Source organism: Shewanella sp. DNRA4, from assembly GCF_012843185.1.
Lineage (GTDB): Bacteria > Pseudomonadota > Gammaproteobacteria > Enterobacterales > Shewanellaceae > Shewanella > Shewanella xiamenensis.
In genome coordinates, this window is sequence record NZ_JABAIP010000001.1 from 174,315 (window position 1) to 188,058 (window position 13,744).

11 protein-coding genes are annotated in these 13,744 nt (G+C 48.5%); 8 read left to right on the forward strand and 3 right to left on the reverse strand.

Features of this window, described 5'->3' with window-relative positions; genetic code table 11:
* Positions 1–92: 92 nt before the first annotated feature.
* Both HG547_RS00705 and HG547_RS00710 read right to left on the reverse strand, forming a co-directional pair.
* Entirely contained in the window at positions 93–1,421 is a 1,329-nt protein-coding gene (locus tag HG547_RS00705) for a DUF4785 domain-containing protein (protein ID WP_169546590.1), read from the reverse strand.
* 10 nt (positions 1,422–1,431) lie between these two features.
* On the reverse strand, positions 1,432–2,289 hold the full coding sequence (locus HG547_RS00710; RefSeq protein ID WP_144375610.1) for a hypothetical protein: 858 nt from the start codon (positions 2,287–2,289) through the stop codon (positions 1,432–1,434).
* Positions 2,290–2,779: 490 nt separating this feature from the next.
* Between HG547_RS00710 and HG547_RS00715 the strand changes: the two genes are divergently transcribed.
* The 6 genes from HG547_RS00715 to HG547_RS00740 all read left to right on the forward strand — a co-directional run bounded on the left by HG547_RS00715 (position 2,780) and on the right by HG547_RS00740 (position 8,758).
* A complete protein-coding gene (locus HG547_RS00715) occupies positions 2,780–3,127 on the forward strand; it encodes a hypothetical protein (RefSeq protein WP_099458520.1) in 348 nt (115 codons plus the stop codon).
* A 174-nt stretch (positions 3,128–3,301) separates the two neighbouring features.
* Positions 3,302–4,000 carry a TetR/AcrR family transcriptional regulator gene (locus HG547_RS00720; protein WP_169546591.1) on the forward strand — a complete coding sequence of 233 codons (699 nt, stop codon included), beginning with the start codon at positions 3,302–3,304 and terminating at the stop codon, positions 3,998–4,000.
* Positions 4,000–5,013: an HlyD family efflux transporter periplasmic adaptor subunit gene (locus HG547_RS00725; protein WP_169546592.1), complete on the forward strand. Its 1,014-nt coding sequence runs from the start codon at positions 4,000–4,002 to the stop codon at positions 5,011–5,013. Before HG547_RS00720 ends, HG547_RS00725 begins: the two co-directional genes overlap by 1 nt.
* A 95-nt stretch (positions 5,014–5,108) precedes the next feature.
* On the forward strand, positions 5,109–6,050 hold the full coding sequence (locus HG547_RS00730; protein ID WP_169546801.1) for an ABC transporter ATP-binding protein: 942 nt from the start codon (positions 5,109–5,111) through the stop codon (positions 6,048–6,050).
* On the forward strand, positions 6,040–7,161 hold the full coding sequence (locus HG547_RS00735; RefSeq protein ID WP_169546593.1) for an ABC transporter permease: 1,122 nt from the start codon (positions 6,040–6,042) through the stop codon (positions 7,159–7,161). The genes HG547_RS00730 and HG547_RS00735 overlap by 11 nt, the downstream gene beginning before the upstream one ends.
* A gap of 310 nt (positions 7,162–7,471) precedes the next feature.
* Entirely contained in the window at positions 7,472–8,758 is a 1,287-nt protein-coding gene (locus tag HG547_RS00740; protein ID WP_169546594.1) for an acetyl-CoA hydrolase/transferase family protein, read from the forward strand.
* A 220-nt stretch (positions 8,759–8,978) separates the two neighbouring features.
* On the opposite strand, the gene HG547_RS00745 is transcribed toward HG547_RS00740, so the two are convergent.
* Complete coding sequence (locus HG547_RS00745) at positions 8,979–10,544, reverse strand: S8 family serine peptidase (RefSeq protein WP_169546595.1); 1,566 nt, start codon at positions 10,542–10,544, stop codon at positions 8,979–8,981.
* Between the two features lie 297 nt (positions 10,545–10,841).
* On the opposite strand from HG547_RS00745, the gene HG547_RS00750 reads away from it, so the two are divergent.
* Positions 10,842–11,252 (forward strand): hypothetical protein, encoded by a 411-nt coding sequence (locus HG547_RS00750; protein ID WP_169546596.1) that lies wholly within the window; start codon positions 10,842–10,844, stop codon positions 11,250–11,252.
* A gap of 555 nt (positions 11,253–11,807) precedes the next feature.
* Complete coding sequence (locus tag HG547_RS00755; protein WP_248278669.1) at positions 11,808–13,682, forward strand: methyl-accepting chemotaxis protein; 1,875 nt, start codon at positions 11,808–11,810, stop codon at positions 13,680–13,682.
* The last annotated feature ends 62 nt before the right edge of the window (positions 13,683–13,744 follow it).

Below are 13,744 nucleotides of genomic sequence, written 5' to 3' on the forward strand. Positions count from 1 at the left end.
CTTGGCAGCATAAACTCGGATGACGGGAAAAAAAAGAGTGCCCAAGGTGGGCACTCAAAGCGGTTGGGAAGGGAGAAATGGGTTAAATTGAGTTAGCGCGTAAGCACCAGTGCGTTGGCCTGAAAACTTAACCGTGCCATTTGCCCTTGATCTTGCAGCTCAAGCTCGTTGAGTTCAAAGGGCGGTTGTAGACCGGATGCTTGGATAAGTTTGGGGTCAAACATCAGCTTGAGTTTGGGGGATTCGGGCGTTAACCACGTTGCCGCTTGGGTGCGCATGATCGCCACTTTTTTGCCCTCGGCATTGGTGCCCGTGAGCACGCCACTCAAACCAAAGCGTCCCGCCTCGGCGACATTTAGCTCAAAGTTGACTTGATTCGGCACGCCTTTGTCCCAGACGGTCAGCACTTCGGGCTTGATGCTGGCGGAATTGACATAGGACTTAAATGCGGTTTTCACCGTGCGCTGCACTGGGCGGCCATCGACCTGAGTCTGGACTGTGACTTCGATTTCACTCAGCCCCGCATTGCTGCTGGCAAGGGGCAAGTACGTGGGCACTAACGCCTGCCATTCATCCCCTTGTTTCACCATGGCCAGCGCTTGCTCTGTACCATCGGCTTGTTTGAGTTTGGCCTGAGGCGCAAATTGATTATCGCTTTGGCTTAAGGCGAGTTTTACCCCAACCGTTTGGGCATCGGCCGCAATTGCGCTGGGCGCCTTGATGCTTAGTTGATAGGGCGAGCCTTTTTCTTTCACGTTGACCAGATAGTTGGCCTTAGCGACCAAGGGCTGGCTGACTTGTAGGCGATATGCTCCGGCCGTGGCTTTTTCAGACATTTGCAGGGCGCTGGAGTCATCGGCTAAGCCTGCGCTGGCTAAGGCTTCGGCACTCACCAGCGATTTAACCAAGGATTCCGTGGCTTGCGGGCTGGCGTTTTTCCCCTGCGGCGTTTGGCCTATCCGCTGAATTTGCACCCGCTCGGGGGCGACCGCCTCGGCATGCATTAAGGCGCCTGTGCTGACATCGCCGCGGGGCGCAATTCGCACTAAGCTGCCCGCTTGGCTTAAGTTAAGCTGCACGCCAGCATTTAGCTCGGCGCCGGTGACATTAAGCCAATACTCATCACTTTGGCTTGCCTGCTCAAGCACGGGTTGACTGGCTTGGTATTCGCCGTAGAGCGGGGTAATAAAGCTGACGTAATCGGTACTGGTATTAATCGGCGCGAGGGTTGGCGAGGCGATATTGGTATCGACAAGATCGCTCTGCGTCGGCGCGGCTAAGGTTAAGCCCTTGGCATACATTGGGCTGGCTTCTTTTTGTGGCTCAGGCGTGGGTGAATCATCCTGACAGGCACCGAGCAGGCTAGCAAAGATGACCAAGCTGACCGCTTTGCTTAAGGTGCGGAGTGTAAAATGTGGCATAGTGAGCTCCTTAAATATGATTGCGGATCAGCGTGTCTAAGTTAAAGCAGGCACGGCGACTCTGCTGATGGCTTAACGGTTCTTGGCCTCGGGTCTTTTGTTTATCGGTAAACCAGACTGTGCCTGCGGCTTTTTGGGAGCTGCAATTTAAGAAGCCGTCGGAGCAGCTATCAAGCCAGTTTTGGGTAGTTTCGAGGGCGACCTGATATTGATAGCCAGCGCAGTAGCTGTCGCTGTCCCAAATGGCGGAATCCACATCCGAGCCGACAACCACCTCGAAGGGCTTACCTAAACTCGGGCGACCCGAGGTGCCATAGAGCCAAGTGTTGTTGTAGTTTGCCATCCAGCCGACTTGCTGCTGTTTGACCGCATTGCTGCCATAGCCTAAGAGCCAACCTAGAGTCGTTTCGAACACATTGCCTTGATTGACTGCATCGGCCAGCGGCGTGCCGCCACTCGATGGCGCGAGGGCGATGACTCTGGAGGTGGCTTTGATCACCGCAGGATAACGGCTGTCCCAGGTGGGGTTTGATAAAATCCAGCGCACCACATTACCGCCATTGGAGTGGGTGAGCAGGATTAAATCATCAATATTCTTCGCTTGAATAAAGCTATTGAGCTGAGTGGCGAGGCAACCCGCGGCCGTTTCTTCCCACATATATTGGTCGAAGTCACAGTTGATAACAGTGTAATTATTGGGGACGGGGATCCCTTGGCGCACTGAGTTAACAAATTCCGAAGTCCAATAGTCGGCTAACGCATTGGTTTGTTTTCCGGTTCCGTGAACAAAGGCGATACCTGTTGCGGCAAAAACCGCGGGGCTGACAGCTAACAGACCCAAGAGCATTAAGGTGTTTTTTATCTTCATGGGTGTTTCTCATCTCTAGTGATTGAGCGCGGCCTTACAGTGCACTGCAATCGTGAACATTAATCAGGTGTCTGTGTCGATTGACATCGCTGCACTCTGGTGCAAGGCAATCTTAGGCTGGTTTTAAGGAATGCTGCGCAGTAAAACCACTGGGAGTAAAAGTTCACAAGCTGAGTGACCTTGCTATGGTGGACAGGGTAGACTCTTACTCTGGCTTATTAACCTAGTCGCAACATTTGGGGCTGGCAAGCAAAAATTCGCTATACAATTTAATGACATAGCGACAATCTTTTGACTTTGTTTTAATATGACCTAACCGACAGCTAATTGCTTGATCAGTAAACGCTAATAAAACGTATAGCGTATTTAGCCGTTTGAATTGGCTGGGATGGCTCAAAAATTATTTTTACTTTAACGTTTTGGATCTTTATTGGTTCTATAGCGTTTTCACACTTATTGGGAGGCACCTTTGGCCATCACACAACAGGAAATGAGCCGCTGTTTAACCGAACTCAATTGCCGTAGCAATTTTTCGGTGAAGAGCATTACCGAATATATGTTGCCAGGTACTAAGGAAGCCTTTTACCTGCATATGGATGGCAAAACGCCGCAACTGATTATTCGCCCCGCGTTTGAGATATTTTCGGGTGAATTTACCACCTTAGCAGGCGTGCATGCTAAATATGACTATTACCACAGCGCGGAAATGACGCGATTTCCCAAGCGCTTACATAAGAGCCTTAACGAAACCCACTATGGATTGGCCTTTAGTTTTGATTCCATTGAGGCGGTGCAGCAATTTATTGAGCGTTTAAGCGCTATCGTCAAAGGGGCTTAGGATTTCATCGAAGATAAATACCAGCCTTAAGAATGGTTTTAAACCTCTGATATCTTAGGCTTAAGCTTTTAGGTTAAATTCCTCAATTTTAATCAAAATGAGGAATTTAACTGCTGCCTTTTCCAGCAGCTTTTCAGTATATTCATCAATAGATGAATTCAGCCGGAGAGGCTTATGTCGCTTATCCCTCGTCGCCCAAGAGGTGTGGTTCCCTTTGCCGCCCAATCTGGGCTGTCTATGGCTGCGGGTCGCCCGAAAGGCAACTCTGATGCGCGCCAACGGCTGATCACCGCTGCGGTGACGCTCTTTAGTGAACGCAGTTATCCCACTGTTTCTACCCGTGAAATAGCCCGTGAAGCCGAGGTGGATGCGGCGCTTATCCGCTATTACTTTGGCTCTAAGGCTGGGCTATTCGAGCAGATGGTGCGTGAAACCCTCGAGCCTGTGATTGCGCGTTTGCGTGAAATCTCCTGCGCTCAAGCACCTAATGATATTGGCGAACTGATGCAGATCTATTATCGGGTGATGGCACCTAATCCAGGATTACCCCGATTAATCGTGCGTGTGTTGCAGGAAGGCGATGGCACCGAGGCCTATCGGATCATGTTGTCGGTGTTTGAGCAAATTCTGTCCCTCTCGCGCCAATGGGTTGAGTCGGCATTAGTGAATGCTGGATTACTCAAAGAAGGGCTAGATCCCAATTTAGTGCGCCTGAGTTTTATCAGTTTGATGGTGTTTCCGCTGATTGCTCCCCCAGTTTTAATGCGTCAGTTTGGCCTGTTTAGTAGCAATGCCGAGGATTTACAACGTTTGGCACTGCACAATATGCAGGTGTTTACTCAGGGCGTATTACGTGAACCTAGGAGTGAATGATGAGTGTATCTAATGGGTTAGCTGTGATGTCGGTTAAGGCGCGACGACTATCTCCCCAAAGATGGGGCAAGCTGGTGAGGAGTCTATTGGGCGCGGCGCTGTTGCTGCAATTAACAGCCTGTGGCGATGAATCCCCCCGAGTGCTGGGTACGATTGAGCGCGATAGGTTAACCCTCACCGCCCCCGTGGGGGAGCTGATTAATCGAATTAATGTGGTCGAAGGCCAGCAAGTGCAGGCGGGGGAAGTATTACTCGAGCTGGATAGCACCGCCGCTCAGGCGCGCCTTAGCCAACGTCAGGCCGAGCTTAAACAAGCCAAGGCAAAGCTGGCGGAAGCCGTAACGGGGGCTCGCTCGGAAGACATAGATAAAGCCCGCGCCGCCCTTGATGGCGCCAATGCCAGTGTTAAAGAGGCGCAGCAGAGTTTTGAGCGTACGCAGCGGTTATTTAAGACTAAGGTGCTCAGTCAAGCAGATTTAGATGCGGCGCGCGCGGCGCGTGATACCAGCCTTGCCAAGCAAGCCGAAGCCGAGCAGAGCCTAAGACTGCTGCAAAACGGCACCCGCAGCGAGCAACTCGAACAAGCCAGAGCCGCAGTCGAGGCGGCCATGGCTGCGGTGGCACAGGAGCAAAAAGCCCTCAAGGATTTAAGCCTAGTGGCGGCGAAACCCGCTGTGGTAGATACCTTGCCTTGGCGGGTGGGTGATAGGGTGGCCGCAGGGAGTCAACTTATTGGTTTATTGGCAATTGAGCATCCCTATGTGCGGGTATATCTACCTGCGACTTGGCTCGATAGGGTTAAGGCGGGTAGCCAAGTGAAGATCCTTGTCGATGGCCGCACGCAGCCTATTGCTGGCACAGTGCGTAATATTCGCAGTCAACCGGCTTACACCCCTTTTTATGCCTTAAATGAACGCGATAGGGCGAGATTGATGTATCTCACCGATATTGATATTTCGCCAGAAGGACAGGATTTACCCACGGGAATGGCCCTTGAGGTACAACTGCCATGAGTGCACAACAGGTTTCAGCAGGGGGATTAGTCGCTGGGACATCAGCGGCTGAAACATCAACTGCGGCATCTGAGTTTGCTATCGAAACCCGTGGTATGACCCGCGCCTTTGGCGGTGTTAATGCGGTAGAAAATCTCGATTTGGCGATCCCTAAGGGCACGATTTATGGGTTTTTAGGCCCCAATGGTTGCGGTAAATCGACCTCGATTCGGATGTTGACTGGACTGCTTAGTCCGACCTCGGGGGATATTCGGGTGCTGGGTGAAACCTTGCCCGGCGCCGAGGAAAAACTGCGCCGCCGCATTGGCTATATGACGCAAAAATTCTCCCTCTACGACAATTTATCGGTGCGGGAAAACCTCGAGTTTGTGGCGCAAATTTATGGGCTGAATCGTTGCCAAACTAAGGCGCGTTTGGCCGAGTTATTAAGCTTGTACGATTTGGCTGGGCGCGAGAAGCAAATGGCGGGCTCCATGAGTGGCGGACAAAAACAGCGTTTGGCCTTAGCTGCCGCAACCTTACATCATCCCGAGCTGTTATTTCTCGATGAGCCGACGTCGGCGGTGGACCCTGAAAATCGCCGCGAGTTTTGGGAGCGACTGTTCGATCTCTGCGCCCAAGGCACCACGATTTTAGTCTCGACCCACTATATGGATGAGGCCGAGCGTTGCCATGGTCTGGCGATTTTAGAGCGCGGGATAAAACGTGCCGACGGCTCGCCGCAACAACTTATGGCGGCCATGGGCGCGCGGGTCGTTGAAGTATCGGGGGAAGATTTACGTAAGCTTAAACAGTCGCTTATCAGCGATGCCAACGTGTTATCGGCGGCGCAGATTGGCAGTCGTTTACGGGTATTAGTGCAAAGTTCGATTGCAGATCCGCAGGCTTGGTTAAGCTCAAGGGTTGCTGGGCGGGCACTGACCGAGGTGCGCCCAAGCCTTGAGGATGTGTTTGTGACTTGCACGGGCGGACGTGCCCAACTGGCGCCGCCAAACGGCAGTCAGGCCACGATAGTGGAGACTCAAGATGCTAGGTAGAATTTGGGCCGTGGTGGTCAAAGAACTCAGGCAGTTATCGCGGGATCGCATGACCTTCGGCATGATAGTGATGCTCCCCTTAGTGCAGTTGATGCTGTTTGGGTATGCTATCAATACCGATGCGCGTTATTTGCCCGCAGGTTTAGTCAATTTAAGTGACTCCGCCTATAGCCGTGCTTTAGTCAAGGCGGTAGAAGCGACCCAAGTAGTTGATTTTAAAAATCGCTATTTGAGTGTCAACGAGGCGGAAGCAGCGATCACCCGCGGCGAAGTGAAAGCCGTGCTGTATTTAGGTGCCGATCTTGACGAGCGTTTAGTACGGCATCCGGCGTTTGCAGGGCAGACCTATTTTGCAGAGCCTGTCGGTCAATGGTTGGTGGATGGCTCGGATACTGTGGTCGCCTCCACCATTCGCAGTTTAAGACAAATGCCGCTGGATGAAATTGCGGGCAGGGCGGTCAAATCCAATCCCCCCAGTTTTGAGGTGGTGCAGTATTTTAACCCTGAGCAACTATCTGTGGTGAATATCGTCCCCGGCCTCTTAGGGGTCATTTTGACTATGACCATGGTGATGTTTACCTCGGCCGCGATTGTGCGCGAGCGAGAGCAGGGCAATATGGAGTTTTTAATCACCACGCCGGTGAGGCCGCTTGAGCTAATGCTAGGTAAAATAACCCCTTATGTGTTAGTCGGCTTTGTGCAATTGGCGATTATTCTTACCGCTGGGCATTTGCTGTTTGCTGTGCCGATTCGCGGCGGTTTGGACTCGATTGCGCTGGCGGCCATGTTGTTTATCTGCGCCAGTTTGACCTTAGGCCTAGTGATTTCGACCATCGCGAAAACCCAGTTACAGTCGATGCAAATGACGGTGTTTATCCTGCTGCCATCGATTTTGTTGTCGGGCTTTATGTTCCCCTACGAGGCCATGCCCGTAGCGGCGCAGTGGATTGCCGAGGCGTTACCCGCGACGCACTTTATGCGTATGTCCCGCGCGATTGTGCTGAGGGATGCCCAGGTGAGTGACTTGCAATTTGATGCCTTGTGGATGATTGGTTTTACCTGCTTGGGGCTGCTGGTGGCAAGCCTGCGCTTTTCCAAACGTTTGGATTAAGGGGCTGACTCACGCTTTAGGCGCGAGTTTTGATTTAACGCAAATTATGCGTAAAGATTTGGACTAAGTAGTTGAAATGGATGTTAGTTACTTTAGAACTCGCTTACACTGTTGCTAACAAAATGTTCCTTTTATGTGATGGCTTAGTGTGTCCCTTCGCGCGATTTATGCAGACCGATTTGTGTAAATCGATACCTGAGGTTATCAGCTCAGTGAATGTGAAGGCCTATTCGGCTGAGCAGCGCGATGCGTATCAACGTTACATCATACGCAAAAGGAATAGAGATTTAGCTTAGCGAAGGAATTCTGTATGCCTGCGATTGTGTGTCAAAGTGCCCTCGAAGCGGTTTCACTGATCCAAAGTGGCGAAACCCTGTGGACCCATTCCATGGGCGCAACTCCAAAAGTCCTATTAGATGCGCTGGCAAAACATGCGCTCACCCTTGAAAATCTCACCTTATTACAGTTACATACCGAAGGTGCTGAATCCTTAAGTCATCCCGATTTACGTGGGCATTTGCGCCATCGCTGTTTTTTCGGTGGGGTGCCTACAAGGCCGTTATTACAAAGTGGCGATGCCGATTATGTGCCGATTTTCCTCTCTGAAGTGCCTAAACTGTTCCGCAGCGGCGAGCAAAAAATCGATACCGCGATTATCCAAGTGTCGCCGCCGGATAAACATGGCATGTGTTCCTTAGGAATTTCGGTGGAGGCCACTTTAGCCGCCTGCCAAGTGGCGGGTAAAATCATTGCCCATATTAATCCACAAATGCCCCGCACCCACGGCGATGGTTTTATTCATATCGACCGTTTTGCCGCCGTGTATGAGCAAAGCGCCAGTTTACCCATTCATTCGTTTGCCACTGGCGATGCTGTGAGTCTGGCGATAGGGAAAAATGTGGCTGAATTAGTCCGCGATGGTGATTGTTTGCAGATGGGTATTGGCGCGATTCCCGATGCGGTATTGTCCTGCCTGACCGAGCACAAAGACTTAGGCGTGCATACCGAATTGTTTTCCGACGGGATTTTGCAATTGGTTGAAAATGGCGTGATTAACAACAGTAAAAAGCGCTTTTACCCCGGAAAACTGGTTACAGGTTTTGCCTTAGGTAGCCAGAAGTTATACGACTATGTGGATGATAATCCTGCGGTTATCTTTATGGATATCGAGCAAGTTAACGACACGTCTATTATCCGTAAAAACCCCAATGTAATGGCGATTAACTCGGCGCTGCAGGTCGATCTCACTGGGCAAGTGTGTGCCGATTCCATTGGCACTAAGATTTATTCGGGCGTGGGTGGCCAGATGGACTTTATCCGCGGCGCGGGGCTGTCCGAAGGTGGCCGCTCTGTGATTGCGTTGCCAAGTACGGCCTCTGGAGGTCGGGTTTCTCGCATCGCTAGCGTGTTATCTCCTGGGGCGGGGGTGGTAACTACCCGTGCCCATGTGCATTACATAGTGACCGAATATGGCGCGGCGAATCTTCGTGGCCGCTCGCTACGTGAACGGGCACAGGCCTTGATTAATATCGCCCATCCGGATTTTCGTGAGCAACTTTGCCGCGATGCCTTTGAAGTGTGGGGATTAAGTCTCTAGCCTTGTAAATCATGGCGTTATTACTTAATGCCTATTGCTGTGTTGTTATGCCTTTCAATGCTGAGATGAAGAAGCGTAAAGCGAGAATTTATTCAAGGAGGCTTTTGAACTGAGTTTAGCTTGTATTCTTGCTTCATATACCAACAGCCTTCAACTCACTCTTAATGTAAAAAATCAGCACAAGTGCTGATTTTTTACATTGAAATAAGCTTTGTTAAGCTTATTTGCCTGAGCAACCATAGGTGGTGAGGTAAGTATCGGCCGCTTTAGCATTGACGATACCATAACCAAAGTAGATATCTTTACCTGCTGCGCCCGCATCCATTGCGGTTGCTTTTAACGCTTTGCGAATTTGGGCTCCAGTACATTGAGAATGGTTAGACCACACGAGTGCTGCAATACCCGATACCGCTGGGGTTGCCATCGATGTTCCGCTCATAAAACCATAGTCAACTGCGCCAATCGAGATCGTCGCATTTTGTGCGGCAACAAGGCGAGCTCTATCTTCAAACGCTGCGCCTACTGCCGGAATACTGGTGGCATTAGTATCTCCCAAAGTGCCGTAGAGCATACCGGCGGTGTTATTGATCAGAATTGCACCCACGCCACCAGAGTTTTCGCAGTTAAGTACTTTATCATGGAAGGAGATCACACCGCGGTCGATCACACAGATCTTACCGTTAGCGCTAGAGTCTACTGCTTGAGCTGTTCCCATAAAGTAAGTATTGCCCGTGGCTGAGCCAGCGTTTTCCATCGCTGAGGAGACTACATTCGCGCCATCGACGCTTAAGGTTGATGCCGTTGCCATCCCAGCTGGGTAGGTTGAGAGTGTATCGACACCGCCTGCGGTGACTTCGACACAGATACCGTCATCATTGACAGCTTTTTTACCGCGACCACTTAAACAGCTAGGATATTGAGAGAAATCGGCAATCTTATTGTTCGCATCGTTAGCGCCGATCATCATGACGGATGGATATCCCGCAGGGTAAGATCGTACTGAATTACCGTCATTACCAGCAGCAGCTACCACTAAGCCTCCGGCAGCAGTAAAGGCATCAAAGGCATTCTTTTCGGTATTGTTTGCCGCACCACCACCTAAGCTCATGCTGATAATCTTAGCGCCCGCATTGCTGCATTTGTTGGCTGCATAGGCTAAATCAGATGAATAGCCCCAACCCGATGCATTGAATACTTTAACGATGTGCATAGGTACGCCAGGTGCCATACCGACGACACCAATATTATTGTTGGCGGCGCCAATGGTGCCCGCAACGTGCGTGCCATGTGGGCCACCATTTTGGAACCAATTTCCTGTACCTGAATCGTTATCGCCAGTAATGTTGTTCCAGTTAAAATCGGGGTTTGAGCTATCTAATCCTGAGTCAATAATACAAACCTTCATGCCCGCATTTGGGTTAAAAGTCACTTGGTTTGCACGGGATTGATATACCGCATATGGCGTGACTTGTTGGGTCATAGGATTACCCGCATCATCGTTATACAGCGACATAGGATGACGACGAACGTCTTCTTCAATCAGGGTAATATGAGGATTATTTAACAGGCCTTTGACTTGGGCGAGATCTTTACCTGTAAAAGTCGCAGCAATAAATTCATCCCCTTCAAGATTTATTTCGCCACCAAGCTTTTTAGCGAGTGCTTTAACAATACCTTTATGGCCTTCTTCGACTTGAATGACATAACGATTGTCATCCGCATGGGCTTGGGTAATAACGCCTACAGATACAGCAATAACGGCACTGGCGATTTTGGTTAATTTCATTGTGCTTGCTCCATTTGTTATCAAGGTTATAAGACCTAAGTGACACGGAGCATCTACTTGCGCTCCTATGCGCAGACGAGAGTCTGCTGACTTAAGCGAATTCAACCTAACACAGGAAATTGTTTTTAACAAATAAATTACAAGTGTAGCAATTTGTAAACATTTGTGCGGTAAGCAAAGGGTGACAATGAGCGCAGCGTTAATAACTAAGCAATGCAGGGGGAATATATTGGCTAATTTTCTTTAAGTTATTTAAATATATTTATTTTTTGTTGATAAGTCCTTGGGTTAGGGTTTGTGACTGCTTGGTTTGCACTGCTCGCCAAGCAAATCTCACTTCATGATTTGATGGGTTTTATACCAATAATTACCAACTTTAGTGCGGTAAAGGTCGTAACTTCTGGGGTTTTCTTGCCAAGTTTAATGGCTGTGATCATTCTCTTTGAGTTGCAAATCAACTTTAACAATAAGAGCAGAGCCGAAGTTTATATCCACAGCAGTAATGTTGAAGATGAGTATCTGTTTGCGCTAAAAAAGCCTATGAATGGCGTATCAATAGCGATAATAATCGCCGCTATGGCAATAAGAAATGGAGCATACAAATCCTTTGATTGGGCTCAACTCGACACTAAAAGTAAACAAATGCTAAAAACCATCGGGCTGGATAAGGTCGACTTAAAGTCAGCGATACGACGAAATTTGAAATAATGTTGTGCCGTTAGAAAATCTCTATGCTATTAGATAACACGCTTGTTACTCCGTTCAAAGCCACACTAACACGTTGAAGTTGAATAGTATTTCTTAAATCATCCACATAAAACCTTTTATGTCTTTTCATTTGATGTCTATGCCGGATAAGCTGAATTAACTCTGTTTTAATACCGAATCGGATTGCCAGTATTGCTGAGCCCATTCCCCGTCGGGGGAATGGTCTGCGTCATACCAAAGCCCTGATACCATCTAAAAACTTCGTTGATACGATATGTTGGATATTTTGCAGCCACTACACTGATGGTATTGATTTAACTTTTTGTTTTTATTTTATAAATTCCGTTTAATTACTTGCCGTGCTTTCTCCTGCCTCTGACTTTCACAATATACTTTTTATTTAAATGTTATACATATAATGTATTTTACCGATTGGTTAACTAGGTCAATAAACGGTCATGGGAAAATTATTACAATTGCACTGGATTTGTTTACTCATCTTTAAAATTGATACGGGGTATTTAAATGGAAGGTTTGCGCCGCCTGCTAGGAAACATGACTGTAACCAATAAGTTAAGGCTTGGTTTTGGGATCTTGTTATTGCTGATATTTATTGTAGCAGCGGCTGGATACAGGGGACTTACCTCAATCGATATCAGTAGTCGTCGGTTAGAGTTTATTGCCAATGTCGATAAAACCTTGCTTGCGGCCAAGGCCGTGCGATTAGAATTTATCCTAAGTGGAGATTTAACAAAATTAGATGAACTCCAGAGCTTAATTGAAAATACAAAAAGTGGTTTACAGCAACAATTGTCAGAGTATAGCGATGCCTACGATAGACGGTATCTTCAAGAATCATTAGTGGCGATGGAACGGTATCATCAATCAATAAATCAGTTTAGTGATGTGTTTAAGCATAAACAGGCATTAAAAGTCACAGGTGCCCAAGTGGGAGCAAAGTTGGTTGCCACATATGCGGAATTGGTCGATAGAATGACCAACAAGGCTCAAGCGACCCAAAATACTGAATTATTAAAAGATGCCTTAAGTGTTAGCCAGCAAATGACCATGTTACGTTATCACATTCGAGGCTATGTCTATGATGCTAGTGATCTTAATTTAAAAACGGCAAAAGATGCGATTGCCAGATTATCTCAAACTATTGCCACTCTTAAGGGGGAAGATACTGCGCAAGCCATACAGATACTGGATCGGTATGACCAAGATATTGATGCGTTGGTCAATGTTAACCGTGATATGGCTAACCTAACACAGTCGATGGGCGAGGCTGCACAAACATTGATGGTGAATATTCGTGAATTAGTTGACATCCAAAAGCATCAGCGGGCAGACGCGGATGCTCAAGCCAAGGAGGTGGTACTTGGTACATTAATTGTTGCCTTGGTCGTCGGTCCCTTACTGGCTTGGTTAATCAGTGGACAAATTGTTGGGCCACTTAAACAAACCCTTGTTACAGCAAGAAAAATTGCCGAAGGTGATTTAAGTAGCACTATTCACTCAGAGCGTCAGGATGAGATGGGAGAACTATTGCGTGCCATGGATGAAATGAATAGCACCCTTAGGCAAATGTTGGCACAAATAGGTGATAGCGTGGTGCAGTTGGCTTCATCGGCTGAGGTGCTTTCTTCGGTCACAGTACAAAATAGTGTGGGGATGCAAAATCAGCGTAGTGAAACTGACCAAGTCGCTACCGCGATTAATGAAATGGCTGCGACAGTACAAGAGGTCTCAACGAGTGCTGAAAATGTTGCATTAGCCGCTAAAGAGGCGGATCACACCACTGCGGTAGGTAATAAAAAAGTTATCGAAGCGGTTAGCCAAATCGAACTTTTAGCCAAGGAAATAGCGACCACTGCACATGCAATGGAGCGCTTACAATCGGAAAGTGACAGTATTGGTGCCGTCCTTGATGTGATCAAATCGGTTGCACAGCAGACTAATTTACTCGCACTAAATGCGGCCATTGAAGCTGCAAGGGCTGGTGAGGCGGGACGGGGATTTGCAGTGGTGGCCGATGAAGTGCGAAGCCTTGCGAGTCGCACACAATCCTCTACCGAAGAAATTGAAAATATGATTGTTAACTTGCAAAAAGGGACATCGGAGTCGGTACAAATGATGACCAAAAGCCGAACATTGAGTGATGGCGCAGTGTCATTATCCCGTGAAGCCGGTGAGATGTTAGTGGATATTGCCGTTGCGGTTAGCCGTATTCAGGATATGACACATCAAATCGCTGCTGCCTCGGAAGAACAAAGCGCTGTGGCAGAAGAGATAAATAAAAGTATCGTGAGAGTGAGGGATATTGCCGAACAAACCGCTGATGGCGCAGCAGAAACAGCAAGCTCCGCCGATAATCTTGCTAGCCTTGGCGTTACGCTAAAAGGATTAGTAACACGTTTTCAGTTATAGGTTTGACTGATCTTATTTGTGAGTATTACTGACTATGAAAAAGAGGCCGTAGATATCCTTAA